The sequence below is a fragment of the Micromonospora sp. C31 genome (assembly GCF_018070575.1).
GTDB lineage: Bacteria > Actinomycetota > Actinomycetes > Mycobacteriales > Micromonosporaceae > Micromonospora.
Window position 1 is genome coordinate 16613 of the sequence record NZ_JAGPXN010000003.1, and the last position, 18842, is coordinate 35454.

The 18842-nt window shown below is 74.8% G+C and carries 13 protein-coding genes and 1 pseudogene; 9 read left to right on the forward strand and 5 right to left on the reverse strand.

Annotated features, from left to right (window positions below; translation table 11 throughout):
* Nucleotides 1–44: 44 nt before the first annotated feature.
* On the reverse strand, nt 45–962 hold the full coding sequence (locus KBX06_RS28320) for a hypothetical protein (RefSeq protein ID WP_210833348.1): 918 nt from the start codon (nt 960–962) through the stop codon (nt 45–47).
* A 146-nt stretch (nt 963–1108) separates the two neighbouring features.
* Here KBX06_RS28320 and KBX06_RS06695 point away from each other — a divergent pair, with 146 nt between their 5' ends.
* Both KBX06_RS06695 and npdG read left to right on the forward strand, forming a co-directional pair.
* Nucleotides 1109–2542, forward strand: coding sequence for an RNB domain-containing ribonuclease (locus KBX06_RS06695; RefSeq protein ID WP_210833349.1), 1434 nt, complete (start codon nt 1109–1111; stop codon nt 2540–2542).
* Nucleotides 2543–2726: 184 nt separating this feature from the next.
* Nucleotides 2727–3425, forward strand: coding sequence for an NADPH-dependent F420 reductase (gene npdG, locus KBX06_RS06700; protein ID WP_210833350.1), 699 nt, complete (start codon nt 2727–2729; stop codon nt 3423–3425).
* Between the two features lie 252 nt (nt 3426–3677).
* Here the strand turns inward: npdG and panB are convergent, their stop codons facing one another.
* The gene (gene panB, locus KBX06_RS06705; protein WP_210833351.1) at nt 3678–4523 is read right to left on the reverse strand and encodes a 3-methyl-2-oxobutanoate hydroxymethyltransferase; all 846 of its coding nucleotides are present in this window, start codon (nt 4521–4523) and stop codon (nt 3678–3680) included.
* 135 nt (nt 4524–4658) lie between these two features.
* Nucleotides 4659–6419: an NAD+ synthase gene (locus KBX06_RS06710; protein WP_210833352.1), complete on the reverse strand. Its 1761-nt coding sequence runs from the start codon at nt 6417–6419 to the stop codon at nt 4659–4661.
* Nucleotides 6420–6606: 187 nt separating this feature from the next.
* On the opposite strand from KBX06_RS06710, the gene glnA reads away from it, so the two are divergent.
* The 3 genes from glnA to KBX06_RS06725 all read left to right on the forward strand — a co-directional run bounded on the left by glnA (nt 6607) and on the right by KBX06_RS06725 (nt 9505).
* Nucleotides 6607–7956 (forward strand): type I glutamate--ammonia ligase, encoded by a 1350-nt coding sequence (gene glnA, locus KBX06_RS06715; RefSeq protein ID WP_210833566.1) that lies wholly within the window; start codon nt 6607–6609, stop codon nt 7954–7956.
* An 89-nt stretch (nt 7957–8045) separates the two neighbouring features.
* A complete protein-coding gene (locus KBX06_RS06720; RefSeq protein ID WP_210833353.1) occupies nt 8046–8471 on the forward strand; it encodes a DUF350 domain-containing protein in 426 nt (141 codons plus the stop codon).
* A gap of 149 nt (nt 8472–8620) precedes the next feature.
* Nucleotides 8621–9505, forward strand: coding sequence for a virginiamycin B lyase (locus KBX06_RS06725; protein ID WP_210833354.1), 885 nt, complete (start codon nt 8621–8623; stop codon nt 9503–9505).
* Nucleotides 9506–9511: 6 nt separating this feature from the next.
* Here the strand turns inward: KBX06_RS06725 and KBX06_RS06730 are convergent, their stop codons facing one another.
* Nucleotides 9512–10387, reverse strand: a complete 876-nt coding sequence (locus KBX06_RS06730; protein WP_210833567.1) for an LD-carboxypeptidase — start codon at nt 10385–10387, stop codon at nt 9512–9514.
* A 189-nt stretch (nt 10388–10576) separates the two neighbouring features.
* On the opposite strand from KBX06_RS06730, the gene KBX06_RS06735 reads away from it, so the two are divergent.
* A complete protein-coding gene (locus KBX06_RS06735) occupies nt 10577–11344 on the forward strand; it encodes a type 1 glutamine amidotransferase (RefSeq protein WP_210833355.1) in 768 nt (255 codons plus the stop codon).
* Nucleotides 11344–14442, forward strand: coding sequence for a bifunctional [glutamine synthetase] adenylyltransferase/[glutamine synthetase]-adenylyl-L-tyrosine phosphorylase (locus KBX06_RS06740; RefSeq protein WP_210833568.1), 3099 nt, complete (start codon nt 11344–11346; stop codon nt 14440–14442). The genes KBX06_RS06735 and KBX06_RS06740 overlap by 1 nt, the downstream gene beginning before the upstream one ends.
* Before the next feature lie 33 nt (nt 14443–14475).
* Here the strand turns inward: KBX06_RS06740 and KBX06_RS06745 are convergent, their stop codons facing one another.
* Complete coding sequence (locus KBX06_RS06745; RefSeq protein WP_210833586.1) at nt 14476–15183, reverse strand: bifunctional 2-polyprenyl-6-hydroxyphenol methylase/3-demethylubiquinol 3-O-methyltransferase UbiG; 708 nt, start codon at nt 15181–15183, stop codon at nt 14476–14478.
* 231 nt (nt 15184–15414) lie between these two features.
* Between KBX06_RS06745 and KBX06_RS06750 the strand changes: the two genes are divergently transcribed.
* On the forward strand, nt 15415–17022 hold the full coding sequence (locus KBX06_RS06750; protein ID WP_247685373.1) for a hypothetical protein: 1608 nt from the start codon (nt 15415–15417) through the stop codon (nt 17020–17022).
* Nucleotides 17023–17420: 398 nt separating this feature from the next.
* Nucleotides 17421–18836, forward strand: a pseudogene (gene mptB / locus KBX06_RS06755) (polyprenol phosphomannose-dependent alpha 1,6 mannosyltransferase MptB); the annotation flags it as partial.
* Between the last annotated feature and the right edge of the window lie 6 nt (nt 18837–18842).

Sequence of the window (18842 nt, forward strand, 5' to 3'; positions counted from 1 at the left end):
AAGCCGACGTGTGCCCCGCCAGGCACGTTCTCGGGCCGTACGCCTCACCTGCCGACGCGGAGAACGCCCTCCAGACGGTGCGGGAGCGCAACGAAGCGTGGGAGGCCGAGGACGCCCGCTGGGCCGGGGAGGACAGATAGTCGGCGCGGGACGGCCCGCGCCGAGGTACGTGGTGCTCCGCGAGCGCGAGAGCACGTCCCCAGGAAGGGAACCGAGATGGCCGAAGCACAGCAGGCCACCACCCGCCCGGCCGCCAGACGTACGACCGCCAGGAAGACCGCCGCGGCGGAGCGGACCGCGGGTACGACGCGGACCGCGCGCCCCGCCGCCACGTCCACGGCGGCGAAGAAGGCACCCGCGAAGAAGGCGGCGACCAGGACCACCACCGCGGCGAAGAAGACGACGGCCGCGGCGAAGAAGGCGAGCACCGCCGCCGCGAAGAAGGCCCCCGCCGCCGCGAAGCGGACGACGGCGGCGGCGAGGAGCACGGCGGCGAAGCAGACGACCTCGGCGAAGACGCCCGCCCGGCAGGCGGCGACGAAGGCCGCGACCACGGCGAGGAAGACCACCGCGCCGGCGAGGAAGGCCCCCGCCAGGACCACCGCCACCCGCAAGGTCACCTCGGCGGCTGAGCAGGCCACGACGGCCGCGAAGGCCCCGGCGAAGAAGGCCACGACCGTCGCGAAGGCCCCGGCGAAGAAGGCCACGACCGCCGCGAAGGCTCCCGCGAAGAAGGTCACGACCGCCGCGAAGAAGGCCACCGCCAAGAAGACGACGCCGGCCAGGAAGACGGCCGCGACCCGGCCCACCGGCGGCACCCGCAAGGCGACCGCGACGAAGGCCCCGGCCAGGAAGTCCACCGCGACCTCCTCGGCCACCACCCGCAAGGCGGCGGCGAAGAAGGCCCCGGCGAAGAAGACGACCGTCGCCAAGGCGCCGGCCAGGAAGGTCACCGCCCGCAAGGCGCCCGCCCCGACAGCCGCGGCACGGGCCACCGCCCCCCGGGGCGTGCGGGCGAGCGCGCGCCGGGCCACCGGCTGACCGCGATGCGGGGCGAGCGGCGCTCGCCGGGAAGCGGATCATCCGCCACACTGTCAGGATTGACCCCGTGGTGATCCGACGCGTACTCGCACCCCGCATCGACTTCGGCGCGCTGCGCCGCGAACTGGGGCTGCCCGAGGAGTTCCCGGCCGCTGCGCAGCGCGAGGCCGACGCGACGTCGGCCGCGCCACCCCGGCCCGCCGCCGACCGCACCGACGTCCCGTTCGTCACCGTCGACCCCGCAGGCTCCCGCGACCTCGACCAGGCGATGCACCTCGCCCGCCGTCCCGGCGGCGGCTTCCGGGTGTCGTACGCGATCGCCGACGTCGCCGCGCACGTCCGCCCCGGCGGCGCGCTCGAGGAGGAGACCTGGCGGCGCGGGCAGACCGTCTATCTGCCCGACGGCACCGTGCCGTTGCATCCGGAGACCCTCAGCGAGGGCGCGGCCAGCCTCCTGCCGGACGTCGACCGCGCCGCCGTGGTGTGGACCGTCGACCTGGACGGCGACGGTGCCACCGTCGGGGTCGCGCTGGAACGCGCGCTGGTCCGCAGCCGGGCCAAGCTGGACTACGTGGGGGTCCAGGCGGCCGCCGACGCCGGCCGGCTGCCCGACCCGATCGCCCTGCTGCCCGAGATCGGGGCCCTGCTCACCGCCCGCGGCCTGCGCCGGGGCGCGATCAACCTGCCGCTGCCCGAGCAGGACGTGGAGGCCGACGGCGACGGCTGGCGGCTCGTGCTGCGCGGGCCCGTGCCGATGGAGGAGCACAACGCCCAGATCTCGCTGCTGACCGGGATGGCCGCCGCCGACATCATGCTGGCCGGAGGGATCGGTCTGCTGCGTACGATGCCGGCGCCGAAGCCCGAGGCGGTGGCACGGCTGCGGGCCGCCGCCGCCCCGCTGGGCGTGCACTGGCCGGACGGGGTCGGCCCCGGCGGGGTGATCGCCGGGCTGGACCCGTCGCAGCCCCGGGCCGCCGCCTTCGTCGACCAGGCCGCCGAGTTGATGCGGGGCGCCGCGTACACGGCCTTCGACGGAGCGCCGCCCGAGCAGCGGGAGCACGGCGGGGTCGCGGCCGCGTACGCCCATGTCACCGCTCCGCTGCGGCGACTGGCCGACCGCTACGCCACGGAGGTCTGCCTGGCCCTGCACGAGGGGCGGACGGTGCCCGACTGGGCCCGCGCGGCACTGCCCCGGCTGCCGGAGGTGATGGCCACGACCGACCGGGCCGCCTCGGCGGCCAGCCGGGGTGCGATCGAGCTGGCCGAGGCGGTGCTGCTGGAGCACCGGGTGGGGGAGACCTTCGACGCGGCGGTGCTGGACGTCGACGCGGCCCCGGACGGCAAGGCCCGCCCGGGCCGCCGGCCCGGCGGCACCGTGGCACTGGACGATCCGCCGGTCCGCGCCCGCTGCCTCGGCGAGCTGCCGCTCGGCGAGCGGGTCCGGGTGCGGCTGGTCACCGCCGACCCGGCCGCCCGCACGGTGGCCTTCGAGCTGGCCTGATCCCCGCCGGCCCGCTCGCCCTGCGTGGCCGCCGGGCTGGCCTGATCCCCGCCGGCCCGCTCGCCCTGCGTGGCCGCCGGGCTGGTCCGATTCCGCCGTCGGCTGCCCGGCACTGTCGGCGGTAGCGGGGATTGTCACAGCGACCAGCGCTGCCGCCGGCCTGCGGGTTTGCGAGGATGACGGCATGGCTTACGACGCGAGCACGCTGCCCGACGTGTCCGGGCTGACCGTCGGCATCATCGGCGGCACCGGCGACCAGGGGCGGGGCCTCGCCTACCGGCTCGCCCGGGCCGGCCAGTCCGTGCTGATCGGGTCCCGCTCCGCCGAGCGGGCCGCCCAGTCCGCCGAGGAGATCGCGGCCCTGCCCGGCGTGCCCGCCGGGGCCTCGGTGGCCGGCGGCGGCAACGAGGAGGTGGCCCGGCGCAGCGACGTCGTCATCATCGCGGTGCCGTGGGACGGGCACGCCGCCACCGTCGCCGCGCTCGCCGAGCCGCTCGCCGGCAAGATCGTCGTCGACTGCGTCAACCCGCTCGGCTTCGACAAGCAGGGCCCGTACGCGCTCACGGTCGCCGAGGGCAGTGCCGTGCAGCAGGCCGCCGCGCTGCTGCCCGACTCCCGGGTCTGCGCCGCGTTCAACCACGTCAGCGCCCCGCTGCTGGCCGACCCGGAGATCGAGCGGATCGACCTCGACGTGCTGATCTGCACCGAGGACCGGGAGCTGGTGGGCGTTGTCGCCGCGCTGGCCGCCCGGATCCCCGGCATGCGCGGCATCTACGCCGGCCGGCTGCGTAACGCCCACCAGATCGAGGCGTTCACCGCCAACCTGATCGCCATCAACAAGCGATACAGGGCGCACGCCGGCATCCGCGTCACCGACCTCTGACGACACCTGCCCTGCCCTGCTCGCCCCGCGCCCGCTCCGCCCTTGCCCCGCCCCGCGCCGCGCCCGCCCCGCGCCCGCCTCGCTCTGCGATCTTGGTACGGAACGGCCCCTCGGGGGGCCGTTGCCTGCCAAGATCTCGGGCGAGCAGGCGAGCAGGCGAGCAGGCGAGCAGGCGTGCAGGCGTGCAGGGCGGAGTGGGCGGGCGAGCGGGGCGGATCGGGCGGGCTCGTGATTCGGTGCAGTTCGCGCGGGTCAGAAGGTGTGTTCCGCGGCGGGGAAGTCGCCGCCACGGACCTCGTCGGCGAAGCGCCGGGTCGCGTCGGTCAGGGCGCCGGCCAGGTCGGCGTAGCGCTTCACGAAGCGGGGCGCCCTGCCGGTACGCAGGCCGGCCATGTCCTGCCAGACCAGCACCTGGGCGTCGGTGTCCGGGCCGGCGCCGATGCCGACGGTCGGGATGTCCAGCTCGGCGGTGATCCGCTTTGCCACCTCGCCCGGCACCATCTCCAGCACCACGGCGAACGCGCCCGCCTCGGCGACCGCACGGGCGTCGGCGAGCACGTCGTCGGCCGTGTCGCCGCGCCCCTGCACCCGGTAGCCGCCGATGGCGTGCTCGCTCTGCGGGGTGAAGCCGACGTGCGCCATGACCGGGATGCCGGCGCCGGTGATGGCGGCGATCTGCGCCGCGCAGCGCCGGCCGCCCTCCAGCTTCACCGCGTGGCAGCCGCCGTCCTTCATGAACCGCACGGCGGTGCGCAGCGCCTGCGTGGGGCCCTCCTCGTACGAGCCGAACGGCAGGTCGCCGACGACCAGCGCGTGCCGGGTCGCCCGGACCACCGCGCGGACCAGCGGGAGCAGTTCCTCGGCGGTCACCGGCACCGTCGTCTCGTAGCCGAAGACGTTGTTCGCGGCCGAGTCGCCGACCAGCAGCACCGGGATGCCGGCCTGGTCGAAGATCGAGGCCGTGTACTGGTCGTACGAGGTGAGCATCGGCCACCGCTCGCCGCGCTCCTTGGCGGCGAGCAGGTCGCGGGTGCGGACCCGCCGGGTGGCCGGGCCGCCGTAGAGGGCGGTCACCTCGGACGGGGTGGACTCCACCATGACTCTCTCCTTCCTCGAGGCCGCGTGCGCGGTCCCCGGGTTCCGCCGCGATCGTCGCACCCGACGACGGGCCGGCGGCAGAGCGCAGTGGAGGATGTCACTCCCGGGCCACCGCCGGCCCGGGAGCGACCCGGCTCAGCCGTCCTCGCGCCACCGGTTCGTGATCGGCAGCCGCCGGTCCCGTCCGAAGGCCTTCATCGAGATCTTCGCGCCCGGCGCGGACTGGCGGCGCTTGTACTCGGCGGTATCCACCATCCGCAGCACCCGGTCGACGATCCCCGGGTCGTGGCCGGACGCGATCAGCCCGTCGCGGCCCAGGTCGCCGTCGACGTAGCCGATCAGGATCGGGTCCAGCACGTCGTAGTCGGGCAGCGTGTCGCTGTCCAGCTGACCCGGGCTCAGCTCGGCGCTGGGCGGCTTGCCGATCGAGTTCTCCGGGATGGGCGGGGTGTCGCCCCGGCGGGCGGCGTCGGCGTTGCGCCACTTCGCCAGCCGCCAGACCAGCGTCTTCCAGACGTCCTTGACCGGGTTGAATCCGCCGACCGAGTCGCCGTAGAGGGTGGAGTAGCCGACCGCCAGCTCGCTCTTGTTGCCGGTGGTCAGCACCAGGTGTCCCTCCTGGTTCGACAGCGCCATCAGGATCACCCCGCGTACCCGCGCCTGGAGGTTCTCGACGGAGACGCCGGAGAGCGACATGTTCGCCAGGAAGGTGTCCACCATCGGCTGGATCGGCTCGACCCGGTAGTCCAGCCCGGTGCGCTTGGCCAGCTCGGCCGCGTCCTCCCGGCTGTGCTCGGAGGAGTGCTGGCTGGGCAGCGACACGCCGACCACCCGGTCGGGCCCGAGCGCGTCGACGGCCAGCGCGGCCACCACCGCCGAGTCGATGCCGCCGGAGAGGCCCAGCACCACCGAGGGGAACCGGTTCTTGTTGACGTAGTCGCGCAGGCCGAGCACGAGCGCCTGCCACACCTCGGCCTCGTCGGCCACCGGGGCGATCGTTCCGCCGGTGGCGGCCGGCCCGGCAGGCGCCGGCGGGATGTCCCCGGCCTCGGCCCGGACCACCCGTATCCCGTCGGCCAGCACCTGCTCCGGGGCGGCCGGCTCCCCGGCCGGGGGCAGCTCCACGTCGTGCACCAGCAGGTGCTCGACGAACTGCGGGGCCCGGGCGAGCAGCTCGCCGTCGGCGGTCACGATCATCGAGTCGCCCTCGAAGACCAGCTCGTCCTGGCCGCCGACCATGTTGACGTACGCGATCGTCGCCCCGGCCTCGGCGGCCCGGCGCCGGACCAGCGGCAGCCGGACGTCGTCCTTGTTCAGCTCGTACGGCGAGCCGTTGACGCACAGGACCAGGCCGACGCCGGCCTGGCGGGCGGCGGCGAACGGACCGCCGGCCTGCCACAGGTCCTCGCAGATGGTCAGCGCCACGTCCACCCCGCCGACGCGGACGACGGTCAGCGCGTCGCCGGGGACGAAGTAGCGGTCCTCGTCGAAGACGCCGTAGTTGGGCAGGTGGTGCTTGAAGTAGGTGGCGACGACCTCGCCCCGGTGCAGCAGGGCAGCCGCGTTGCGGGCGCCCCGCCCGGGCTCGGCGTCGCCGCTGACCTGCGGCGGGCCGTCGGCGTCCAGGTAGCCGACCAGCACCGGCAGCGTGCCCAGCCCGTCGGCGTCGAGATCGGCGGCGAGGCGGTGCAGCGCGGCCTTCGACGCGGCGACGAAGGACCGGCGGAAGACCAGGTCCTCGACCGGATAGCCGGTCAGCATCATCTCCGGGAACGCGACGATCTGGGCGCCGGCGCCGGCGGCCCGGCGGGTCCAGTCACGGACCAGGCCGGAGTTGCCGGCGAGGTCGCCGACGGTCGGGTTGACCTGGCACAGGGCGAGACGCAGGGTGGGCATGTCCTCATCTTGCCCCAGCCGGTGGGACCCGACACGGCGGGCGGCGTGCCGGGTCGGGAGCCGCCGGCCACGACGGGACGCCGGCCGGCCGGTCGCGTAACGTCGGCGTAACGAGGCGGGTGGAGACTGGTCGGTCAGGCCGGGTCGACCCCGGTCGCAGGTGCGCAAGGTGTCGCGAGGGGTGGAAGTGGACCGTCAGCAGGAGTTCGTCCTCCGTACGCTGGAAGAGCGGGACATCCGGTTCGTCCGGCTGTGGTTCACCGACGTGCTGGGCACGCTCAAGAGCGTGTCGGTGGCCCCCGCCGAACTGGAGGCGGCCTTCGAGGAGGGCATCGGGTTCGACGGCTCGGCGATCGAGGGCTTCGCGCGGGTCTTCGAGTCCGACATGGTGGCCATGCCCGACCCCACCACCTTCCAGGTCTTCCCGTTCGAGGGCGGGGTCAGCGGCGAGAGCGCCCGGATGTTCTGCGACATCCTGCTCCCCGACGGCGGCCCGTCCTGGGCCGACCCGCGGCACGTGCTGCGCCGGGCGCTGTCGAGGGCCGCCGAGAAGGGCTTCACCTTCTACACCCACCCCGAGATCGAGTTCTTCCTGCTGGAGAACGGCCCGCTGGACGGCTCGGTGCCGGTCCCGGTCGACACCGGCGGCTACTTCGAGCACACCACCCACGCCGTGGCCCGCGACTTCCGCCGGCAGGCCGTGCTGGCGCTGGAGCGGATCGGCATCTCGGTGGAGTTCAGCCACCACGAGGTGGCCCCCGGCCAGCAGGAGATCGACCTGCGCTACGCCGACGCGCTCACCACGGCCGACAACATCATGACCTTCCGGCACGTGGTCAAGGAGGTGGCGCTCTCCACCGGCGTGCAGGCCACCTTCATGCCGAAGCCGTTCACCGACCAGCCGGGCAGCGGCATGCACACCCACCTGTCGCTGTTCGAGGGCGAGCGCAACGCGTTCCACGACGCCGGCGACCCGATGAAGCTGTCCAAGGTGGCGCGGGCGTTCATCGCCGGGCTGCTGGTGCACGCCCGGGAGTACACGGCTGTCACCAACCAGTGGGTCAACTCCTACAAGCGGCTGTTTCCGCAGGCGCTGCCGGACCGGGTCACCGAGAGCCCCGCGTACGTCTGCTGGGGTCATCTCAACCGGTCCGCGCTGGTCCGCGTCCCCGCCTACGGCAAGCCGAACTCGGCCCGGGTGGAGGTCCGCTCGCCGGACTCGGCGGCCAACCCCTACCTGGCCTTCGCGGTGCTGCTCGGCGCCGGGATGAAGGGCATCGAGGAGGGCTACGAGCTGCCGCCGGGCGCCGAGGACGACGTGTGGTCGCTGACCAGCGCCGAGCGGCGGGCGATGGGCTACGAGCCGCTGCCGGAGAACCTGGCCGAGGCGATCGACGTGATGGCCGGCTCCGAGCTGGTGGCCGAGGTGCTCGGCGAGCACGTCTTCGACTTCTTCCTGCGCAACAAGCGGGCCGAGTGGGAGCAGTACCGCCGCGAGGTCACCCCCTACGAGCGGCAGCGCTACCTGTCGCTGTAGGGCGAGGGCTGCCGTGCTGGCGCGGTGCCGCTATCGTCTCGGTCACCGCGCCGGCATCCCCGCCGGGCGCAGAGTTCGGGAGGCAGTCGGTGCTGGAAGACCTGCTCAGCGGAGCATGGCAGAGCGTGGTGTTCGGGGTCGTCGGGGTGGCCCTGATGGCGGCCGGGTTCGGGCTGGTCGACGTGCTCACTCCGGGCCGGCTGCGGGAGCTGATCTGGGTACGCCGCAACGGCAACGCCGCGCTGCTGCTCGCCGCCAACCAGCTCGGCATCGCCGGGATCGTGTTCACCGCCATCCTGACCAGCTACAGCGACTTCGCCAGGGGGCTCGCCTCGACTCTCGTGTTCGGCCTGGTCGGGCTGGGCATCATGGCGCTGGCGTTCCTCGTGCTGGACCTGCTCACCCCGGGCAAGCTCGGCGAGATCGTCTGCTCGGACGAGCCGCACCCGGCGGCCCGGGTCAGCGCCGCCACCCACTTCGGCGCCGCGCTGATCGTCTGCGCCTGCATCGCCTGACCCGCCCGCGTCACACCCGCGTCGGGGCGGCGAGCTGGCAGTCCGGCGGCGCGACCGGACAAACGGGTTGCACCGGCGCGCGCGGGCGGCGAGGGTGTGCGGTCGGCAGGGCCCCGCCGGGGCGGAGCAGGTGACGGAAGGTGACCCTCTTGACGACGTCCGCGAAGATCCGGGAGGTTCCGCTGACCGGGGCGGGCACCGGCCCGTACGGCATCACGGTCGGCCCCGACGGCGCGCTGTGGCTGACGTTGGTCCATGCCGGCGGGATCGCCCGGGTGGGCGCGGACGGCGAGTCGCGCACCTGGCCGGTGGCGGCCGACAGCCGGCCGTTGATCATCACCCCGGGCCCCGACGGCGCTCTCTGGTTCACCCGCTCCGGCGACGACCGGCTCGGCCGGATCACCACCGGCGGCGAGTTGAGCGCCGTCGAGCTGCCGGCCGGAACCGGCCCCTGCGGCATCGCCGCCGGTCCCGACGGCGCCCTCTGGTACGCGGCGATGAACGCCGACGCGATCGGCCGGGTCACCGTCGACGGGGAACAGACGCGGTTCCCGCTGCCGGTGAGCGGCGGCTTCGCCTCGATGGTCGCCGCCGGGCCCGACGAGGCCGTCTGGTTCACGCTCAACCGCGCGAACGCGGTGGGTCGGATCGACATGGCGGGCGAGGTGACCCTGCACGCGCTGCCGACCGAGGGGGCCGCGCCGGTCGGCATCACCGCCGGCGTCGACGGGGCGCTCTGGTTCGTCGAGATCGGCGCCGGTCAGCTCGGCCGGATCACCCCGGACGGGCGGATCACCGAGTACCCGCTGCCGGACCGGTCCGCCCGGCCGCACGCGATCGTCGCCGACCCGGCCGGCGGCTGCTGGTACACCGAGTGGGGCGGCAACCGCATCGGGCACGTCGCCCCGGACGGCGCGATCACCACCCACGACCTGCCGACCCCGGCCTCCGAGCCCCACGGCCTCACGGTGGCGCTCGACGCCACGGTCTGGGTGGCCCTGGAGACGGGCGCCCTGGCCCAGCTGGTTCCCTGACCCGGGTCAGCGGACGGCGGGGGCGACGGTGAGGGTGGCGGTGGCCGTGTCGAGGGTGGCCTCGGTGCCGACGGGGACGGTGAGCTGGCCGGGGCCGTGACCGATCGGGAGGCCGCCGAGGACGGGTACGCCGAGGTCGCCCAGGCGCTCGGAGAGCACGTCGGCGACGCCGACCGACCAGCCGTCCGCACAGCCGGTGAACTGCCCCACCGCCACCCCGGCCAGCCCGTCCAGGGCTCCGGCGCGGCGGAGCTGGGTGAGCATCCGGTCGACCTTGTAGGGCGGCTCCTGGACGTCCTCGACGAGCAGGACCGCGCCGGTCAGGTCCGGCATGTCCGGGGTGCCCAGCGACGCCACGACCAGGCAGAGGTTGCCGCCCAGCAGCGGACCGGTGGCCCGGCCGGGTACGCGTACTCCGAAGGTCTCCTCCTCGGCGACGGCGCGCACCGTGACCGGCTCGGTGGTCATCAGGGCGGCGTGCAGCGACTCGGCCGAACGCAGCGGCGTGCGCTCGGGCGACCAGGCCGCCCCCGGGCCGTGCACGCCGGCCAGCCGGGCGCCCCGCCAGAGCGCGAACTGCAACGCGGTGATGTCGGAGAAGCCGGCGACCACCTTCGGGTCCCGGCGTACGGCGGCCATGTCGATCGCGTCGACGACGCGCTGTGCGCCGTAGCCGCCCCGGGTGCAGATCACCCCGCGCACCTCGGGGTCGGCGAACGCCGTGTTCAGGTCGGCGGCACGCAGTTCGTCCGCGCCGGCGAGGTAGTCCTGCCGGGCGTACGCGTTCGGCGCCAGCACCGGCCGCAGCCCCCAGCCGGTGAGCAGTTCGACGCCCCGGGCCACCCGTTCCGGCCGGGTCGGTCCGGACGGCGACACCAGCATCACCCTGTCGCCGGGCCGCAGCGCGGGCGGTCGTACGGCGGTGGCGGGGCTCGGGCGGGCGTGGTCGGGCACAGCGGCAGAGCCTAGTCGCGTGGGCGCGGTGCCGGGCACGCACCGGGCCACCCGTCACCGCCGCGCCCGGCGGAGGCGTTCCGGAGTGCGTCGGGGGCACCGGCTAGCCTCGACGTCGTGGCTACCGCGCTGGTGATCGAGAACGACCCGACCGACGACGTCCGCCGGCTGGGGGAGTGGCTGACCGAGGCCGGCCTCGACCTGTCGGTCGTACGCGCCCACGCCGGTGACGAGATTCCCGCCGACCTGACGGGCTACTCGGCGCTGGTGGTGCTCGGCGGCGCGCTGGCGCCGTACCCGCTGCCCGACGGGTCGCCCGGCGCGCCCTGGCTGCCGGCGCTGGAGGGGCTGCTGCGCAAGGCCGTCCGGCACCGGGTGCCGACCCTCGGCATCTGCCTCGGCGCTCAGCTGCTGGCCACCGCGCACGCCGGCGAGGTCGTACGCAGCCCGAGCGGTCCGGAGGTCGGGCCCTGCGTGGTCGGCAAGCGCGACGCCGCCGACACCGACCCGCTGTTCCGCTACGTGCCGCTGATGCCCGACGTGTTCCAGTGGCACGCCGACGAGATCACCGAGCTGCCCCGGGGCGCCACCCTGCTGGCCGCCTCCACCCGCTATCCCCACCAGGCGTTCCGCCTCGGCGACCGGGCCTGGGGGTTGCAGTTCCACATCGAGTGCGACACCGCGATGATCGCCGACTGGGCCGCCGACTCGACGCTGCTGCGCGAGTTGGACTACGACCCCGACCTGGTGGTGGCGGCCTGCCACGACGTGATGGTCGACGTCGAGGAGGTCTGGCAGCCGTTCGCCGCCCGGTTCGCCGCGCTGGCCCTGGGCGAGCTGGACGACGCCACGCCCCGCCGTAGCCTGCCCCTGCTCGGGCAGTGATGAGCCGGCCGGCCAGGGCCGCGGGACGGCTCGCCCGCTACGGCTTCGGCACCGACGGCGGTGCCGGCGCCACCCGCGCCGCCGACCTGCTCGGCCCGGACGGGCTCGGGCTGTGGCGGCCGGACGCGCAGGAACCCGCCGACGACCGGGCGGCGGAGCTGCTCGCCGCGCTCTCCCGGGCCGCCGACCCCGACCTGGCGCTGCGCCAGCTGCACCGCATCGTCGAGGCCGAGCGCCGGGTGGCCGCGAACGGCACCGGCGCCACCGCGGGTCGTCCCCGGGGGAAGGACCACCCCGGGACGCCGATCGAGGCCGAGCCTCGGATGGCCCCGGAGCAGGCGCCGTCGGCGCTGCTGGCGGCGCTCGCCGACGACGCCGGCCTGTGCCGCCGGCTGATCGCCGTCCTCGGCGCCTCCGCCGCGCTCGGCGACCACCTGGTCGCCAATCCCGACCAGTGGCCGGCCCTGCGCACGGCTGCGGACGGGCTGGCGCCGACCGCCGAGGGGCGGCTCGACCTGTCCGGCGAGGGGCAGCCGGTGGCGGTGCTGCGCAAGGCCTACCGGCTGGCGTTGCTGCGGATCGCGGCGGCCGACCTGACCGGCGGCCGGGGCCTGGAGCAGACCATGGCCGCGCTCTCCGCGCTGGCCGACGCGACCCTGACGGCGGCGTACGAGATCGCGGTCGGCGAGCTGCCGGCGGGCACCCCCCGGCCCCGGCTCGCCGTCGTGGCGATGGGCAAGTGCGGCGGCGACGAGCTGAACTACGTCTCCGACGTCGACGTGATCTTCGTGGCCGCCGAGGACGACGACCTCGCCGCGGCCACCACCGTCGCCACCCGGCTGATCCACGTCTGCGGGCTGGTCGCCTGGCCGGTCGACGCCGCCCTGCGCCCGGAGGGCAACCGGGGGCCGCTGGTGCGGACGCTGGCCAGCCACGTCGCCTACTACCGGCGCTGGGCGCGCACCTGGGAGTTCCAGGCGCTGCTCAAGGCGCGGCCGGCGGCCGGCGACCTGGCGCTGGGCCGGGAGTGGACCGACCAGCTCGCCCCGCTGGTGTGGCGGGCCGCCGAGCGGCCCGAGGCGGTCGAGGACGTCCGCGCCATGCGGCGCAGGATCATCGACAACATTCCGCCCAAGGAGCTGGAGCGCGAGATCAAGCGCGGCCCGGGCGGGCTGCGCGACATCGAGTTCGCCGTGCAGCTGCTGCAACTGGTGCACGGCCGGGGTGACGAGTCGCTGCGGGTGCCCGGCACGATCCCGGCGTTGCGTGCGCTGGTCGCCGGCGGCTACGTCGGCCGGGCCGACGGCGAGGCACTGCTGCGCGGCTACCGCTTCCTGCGCGGCGTCGAGCACCGCCTCCAGCTCCAGGGGCTGCGCCGCACCCACACCGTGCCGACGGAGCCGGCCGCGCTGCGCTGGCTGGCCGCCGCGCTGGGCCACACCGCCACGCCGGGCCGCAGCGCCGTCGAGGAGTTCCGCGCCGAGTGGGTCACCCACAGCGCCGAGGTACGCCGCCTGCACGCCAAGCTGCTCTACCGGCCGCTGCTGGAGTCGGTGGCCCGGGTGCCGGCCGACGGGCTGCGGCTGACCCCCGAGGCGGCCCGGCACCGGCTGGAGATCCTCGGCTTCGCCGACCCCGCCGGGGCGCTGCGTCACCTCCAGGCCCTCACCGGCGGGGTGAGCCGCACCGCCGCCATCCAGCGCACCCTGCTGCCGGTGCTGCTCAGCGAGTTCGCCGACGCCCCCGAGCCGGACCGTGGCCTGCTCAACTACCGGCAGGTCTCCGACTCCCTCGGCAGCACGCCCTGGTACCTGCGCCTGCTGCGCGACTCCGGGCCGGTGGCCCGCCGACTGGCCCGGGTGCTCTCCTCGTCCCGCTACGCCGCCGACCTGCTGGCCCGCGAGCCGGAGGCGCTGCGGATGCTGGCCGAGGAGAGCGAGCTGACCCCCCGTCCCCGTGCGGTCCTCTGCGAGGGCTTCGCCGCCGCTGCGGCCCGGCACGCCGACCCGGTCGAGGCCACCCGCGCGATCCGCGCCCTGCGCCGCCGGGAACTCGTCCGGATCGCCTGCGCCGACCTGCTGAGCCGGGCCGGCTCGCTGGCCCCGTCGCCGCCCCGGCCCGACGGCGCTCGGGCGGCTCTGGGGCTGGCCGACGTGACCGCCGTGGGCACCGCCCTGGCCGGCGTCACCGACGCCACCCTGGCCGCCGCGCTGCGGGCCGCCCGGGCCGCCCGACCGCCCGTGCCGGGGCTGCGCTTCGCCGTGATCGGGGTGGGTCGCCTCGGCGGATACGAGTCGAACTACCTCTCCGACGCCGACGTGCTCTTCGTCTACGACGCGCCGGCCGGCGCGGGCGACGGCGCGGCCAGCGCCGCCCGCGCGATCGCCGAGGAACTGCGCCGGCTGCTCGGCATGCCCGCGCCCGACCCGCCGCTGGGCGTCGACGCCGACCTGCGTCCGGAGGGCCGGCAGGGCCCGCTGGTGCGCAGCCTCGCCGCGTACGCGCAGTACTACGCCCGCTGGTCGAAGGTGTGGGAGGCGCAGGCGCTGCTGCGCGCCCGGTTCGTCTGCGGCGACGCCGACCTCGGGGCCGAGTTCGAGGCGATGGTCGAGCCGGTGCGCTATCCGGCCGACGGGCTGAGCCGCGAGCAGGTGGTGGAGATCCGCCGGATCAAGGCGCGGGTGGAGCACGAGCGGCTGCCCCGGGGCGCCGACCCGGCCACCCACACCAAGCTGGGGCGGGGTGGCCTCGCCGACGTCGAGTGGGCGGTGCAGCTGCTGCAGCTCCGGCACGCCGGGGCGATGCCGGAGCTGCGCGGCACGCGTACGCTCGACGCCCTCGCGGCGGCCCGGGACGCGGGTCTGGTCGATCCGACGGACGCCACCGAGATGGCGGCCGGCTGGACGCTGGCCGCGCAGGTCCGCAACGCGCTGATGCTGGTCCGCGGCCGGGAGGGCGACCAGTTGCCCCGGCACGGCGTCGAGTTGGCCGGGGTGGTCCGGCTGCTGGGCCGCGACGACCCCGGCGAGTTCCTCGACGAATACCTGCGCACCTGCCGCCGCTCGCGGATGGCGATGGAACGGGTGCTCGACGGCTGAGCCCTGCCGGACGGCCGGGCCTCGCCGCGGAAGTCAGCGGCGGCGGTGGACCAGCACCACGTGGTCGACCAGTTCGCCGGTCTCGCCGTTCGGGCCGGTTGCCTGGCGGCGCGGGGCGTCGAGCCGCTCGGTGTCCCACCGGTCGGGGTCGAGGTCGAGCGCGGCCAGGGTCTCCTGCGGGGTGGCGAAGCGGGCGTGCGCGTGGTCGTGCCGCCCCCATGGCGGGACCTCGCCGTGCTCGACGATCAGCAGCCGGCCGCCGGGGGCCACGGCCCGGGCCGCCGACCGAAGCAGCTCCGCCCGGGGGAACTCCAACGGCGACTGGAGGAACTGCGCGGAGACCAGGTCGTACTCGCCGGGCGGGAAGGTGCGGGTGAGGTCGTGCCGGCGGAACTCGATGTGGGACGCGACCCCGGCGGCACTCGCCTCCTCGGCCGCGCGGGCGAGGGCGGTCTCGGAGACGTCAACGGCGGTCACCCGCCAGCCCCGCCCGGCCAGCCAGAGCGCGTCGCCGCCCTCCCCGCAGCCGAGGTCCAGCACGGTGCCGGCCGGCAGCGAGCCGGCGACGTCGACCAGGATCGGATTCGCCCGGCCGCTCCAGACCCGCTCGTGCCGCCCGTAGTGCTCCTCCCAGAACCGCGCGGTCTCCTCGTCCACGTCGGGCTGCCGCCGCCCGTCGTGTCCGGTGGCCGCCCTGGTGTCGTCGTGCCGGTGCCCGCCGGTCGTCGCGTCATGGTGCACGTCTCGTCCTCCTGCTGCGCTGCCTCGTGACCTGCCGTCCCGATCGTGCGCGCCGGCGGCGGAAGGAGCAAGCAATGTTGCCGGATCGGCAACAAGGGCCGAAGCGGTGTCCGTCGCCCCGGCCCGGCCGTCGGCCGGCTGACGTGGTAGGACTGCTCGATGCCGACCAACCGGGGCACTTCCCCGACGAACATCGCTGAACCGCCCGCAACCCCCGGACGGCGGGGGGACATGGCCGCGACGCGAGACGCCCGACGCACCCTGCTCGGCACGCTCGGGGTATCGGTCGTGCTGGCCGGGGCGTTCCTGCTCACGCCGCCCATGGGCACCGACCTGGCGGCGCAGGCCGCCCGCGCCGGGTTCGCCGCCCGCCACGGCTTCACGCCCATCGACTTCTCGTGGTACGGCGGGGTCAACCAGTTCGGCTACAGCCTGATTACCGGCCGGCTGGGCGCGTGGCTCGGGGTACGGCCCCTGGGTGCGCTTGCCGCCGTACTGGGCTCGGTGGCCCTGGGCTGGCTGTTCGTCCGGCACCAAGCTCGCCGGCCGGCGTTGGCTGGGGTGCTCGGCGCAGTGGTGCTGGTCGGCAACCTGGCCAGCGGTCGGATCACCTTTGCCGTCGGTCTCGCGTTCGGGCTGCTCGCCCTTTGTGCGGTCAGCGCCGAGTGGATCATCCGGCCGGTGCGGCTGACTCTGGCCGCCCTGCTCGCCGCGGCTGCCACCTGGGCTAGCCCGGTCGCCGGGCTCTTTACCGGCTTGGCCGGCACCGCGCTGCTGCTGGCCGCCTTGCGCCGGGGTGACGGTCCGGGACGGCCACTGCCCGGTGGACGGCGGGCCGACCACCCGCTGACCGAGAGCCTGGTTCTCTGCCTCGCGCCAGCGCTCGCGCTCGCTCCGATGGCCGTGCTGTTCGGCAACGGCGGCACCCAGCCGTACTCGGCCGAGTCGATGCGGATCAACGTCGCCCTGACGATGCTGGTGTACGTCTTCGTCGGCCGGCGGCGCCGGGCCCTGCGTATCGGTGCGCTGCTCACGGTGGTGTTGCTGGTCGCCGCCTTCTACCTGCCCAGTCCGGTCGGTTCCAATGCGCTGCGGCTGCCCATGCTCTTCGCGCTGCCACTGCTCGGCGGGTACGCCTCGGTGCGCGGGCCGTGGCTGGCTGGCCTTCTCGTCGCCACTGTCTGGTGGCAGAACCCGGTGATGGTCAACGACGTGACGCGCGCAGGCTCCGCGGAGAGCACCGCTGCGTTCTATTGGCCGCTCGCCGACGAGCTCACCAGACATCGACCCGTGGGCAGGGTCGAGGTGGTGCCGCTGCGCGACCACTGGGAGTCCGCGTATCTGTCGTCGACCGTCCTGTTAGCACGCGGATGGGAACGACAGGTCGATACGGACCGAAATGCCCTCTTCTACGTGAACGAGTTGACTGCCGACTCCTACGCGGACTGGCTTCGCCGCAACGCGGTCCAGTACGTCGCGGTAGCGCCCGACGCTCCGCCCGATCGGTGGGCGCGGGACGAGGCCGAACTGGTCCTTGCCGGTCAGCCCTACCTTCGTGAGGTCTGGCGTAACGCGAACTGGCGCCTGTACGCCGTGTCCGATCCAACGCCCCTGGTGGGTGCTCCGGGTCGGCTGGTTGCTTCTGACCAGGCCAGGGTGTGGTTCAGGGTAGACGAGGCCGGGGACGTGCCGGTCCGGGTGCGGTGGTCGCGCTGGCTTTCCCTGAATGGGGTGAACGGGTGCCTGCGGCCAGGGGCTGATGGCTGGACCGAAGTCAGGGTTCGTGTTCCCGGCAGCTTTTACATCTCCAGCAAACTCCTACCGGAGAGCCGCTGCTGACCAATCGAGTTCGCGAATGTTGCGAAACTCTGCTTACCTGGATGGAAATGACAATGCCGCGCCCGTCGACGAACAGGCTTCCTGTTGTCGACGGGCGCGTGCGGCCGGCATGCGCCGTCGGGCAAATTCGCTAGGCGTTATACCAGGAGCTGCATTCCTGGTCGGTGTTGTTTGGGCCCGCACACACTCGGTACTGAGTAATGTAGCCGCCCCCTAGAGGGGATTCGGAGCCGCAATTCCCGCCGGCACCGTCCGCGTCACCGACATGATCGGTTACGCCCGGGAGCAGGCGAAGACGTGCCCTTTACGGGGTACGCGTCGGCCCAAGCCACCTTGACGGCCACCGCCACCACCCGACTGCGCCGCATGCCCACCTCCGTACCGCGAACCACCGTACTGGCAGCATGTCGGGCGTGCCTCACCACCTCGCGCGCTGGCTCGGCCTCGCCGGCTCGACCCTGCTCGCCGTGGCCGCGTTCCTCGGCGGAGCGTTCCCCCACGGCGACCTGCGCCCCACCCCGGTCAGCATCTGGCAGGGCCCGTACGGCCCGCTGATCATCGCCACCTGGGCGGTCGGCACCGGCGCGATGGCCTACGCCTGGTGGGCGCTGCGCGACCGGGTGCCGTCGACCCGCTGGGCGCTGCTCACCGTCGGGCTCTGGCTGCTGCCGCTGCTGCTCACGCCGCCGATGGGCAGCCGGGACGTCTACGCGTACGCCTGCCAGGGCGCCAGCTACGCCGGCGGTCTCAACCCGTACGAGCAGGGCGTCTCGGCACTGCCGTGCCCGTGGCTGGACACCGTCTCGCACATCTGGCGGGACACCTCCGCCCCGTACGGGCCGCTGTTCGTGCTGCTCGCCGGGGCGGTGGTGAAGGCGACCGGGTCGCTGGTCGGCAGCATCGTGCTGTTCCGGCTGCTCGCCGTGGTCGGCCTCGGGCTGGCGGCGGCCAGCCTGCCGGTGCTGGCCCGCCGCTGCGGCGTACCGGCCGGCCGGGCGGTCTGGCTGGCGCTGGGCTCGCCGCTGATCGGGGTGCACCTGGTCTCGGGGGCGCACAACGACGCGCTGATGGTGGGGCTGCTCGTCGCCGGGCTCGCGGTGGTGGTGTCCCGGCCGGGCCGCCCCGGGCCGCTGCTCGGCGGGGGAGTGCTGCTCGGGCTGGCCGCCGCGATCAAGGTGACCGCGCTGGTCGTGGTGCCGTTCGCCGCGCTGGCCGCGATTGTCGGGACGTACTCGATCAGGGCGCTGGTGCGCGACGGCGGGTGGGTGGTCGGCGGGGCGGTCGCCGCCGTGGTCGGCGCGACCCTCGCCACCGGCCTGGGTCTCGGCTGGGTGACCGGGCTGGAGCAGGGCGGCCTGGTGATCGCCTGGACCTCGCCGCCCACGGCGGTGGGGCAGACCGTCGGCTACCTGGCCGCGCCGTTCGGCTGGCACGGCGATCCGCTGCCGGTCACCCGGGGGATCGGCATGGCGGTGCTGGCGCTGGTGCTGCTCTGGCTGTGGTGGCGGGCGCGCAACCGGGAGCCGATCTGGCACGCCGGCCTGGCGCTGGCCGCCACCGTCGCGCTCGCCCCGCTCTACCACCCCTGGTACTGGGTGTGGCCGCTGGCTGTGCTCGCGGCCACGGCCCGGCGCACCGGGTGGTTCGCGGTCGTCGCGATCGTCTCGTCGTTCCTGGTGCTCGCCGACGGCACGGGGCTGCCCCGGTACACCAAGACCGTCGGGGCGCCGCTGATGACGCTGTTCGTGATCGTGGTGGCGGTCCGCTTGGTACGGTCGGCCCGGGCGGCCCGTAGGCCGGCCGCCGTGGACTGAGGAGAG

What these genes read in the sequence shown, in the direction of transcription:
- npdG (WP_210833350.1), top strand. Translation starts at nt 2,727, where the DNA reads ATGGCTTACGACGCGAGCACGCTGCCCGACGTGTCCGGGCTGACCGTC.
- panB (WP_210833351.1), bottom strand. Translation starts at nt 4,523, where the DNA reads ATGGTGGAGTCCACCCCGTCCGAGGTGACCGCCCTCTACGGCGGCCCG.
- KBX06_RS06710 (WP_210833352.1), bottom strand. Translation starts at nt 6,419, where the DNA reads ATGCCCACCCTGCGTCTCGCCCTGTGCCAGGTCAACCCGACCGTCGGC.
- KBX06_RS06730 (WP_210833567.1), bottom strand. Translation starts at nt 10,387, where the DNA reads ATGCTGGTGTCGCCGTCCGGACCGACCCGGCCGGAACGGGTGGCCCGG.
- KBX06_RS06740 (WP_210833568.1), top strand. Translation starts at nt 11,344, where the DNA reads ATGAGCCGGCCGGCCAGGGCCGCGGGACGGCTCGCCCGCTACGGCTTC.
- KBX06_RS06750 (WP_247685373.1), top strand. Translation starts at nt 15,415, where the DNA reads ATGGCCGCGACGCGAGACGCCCGACGCACCCTGCTCGGCACGCTCGGG.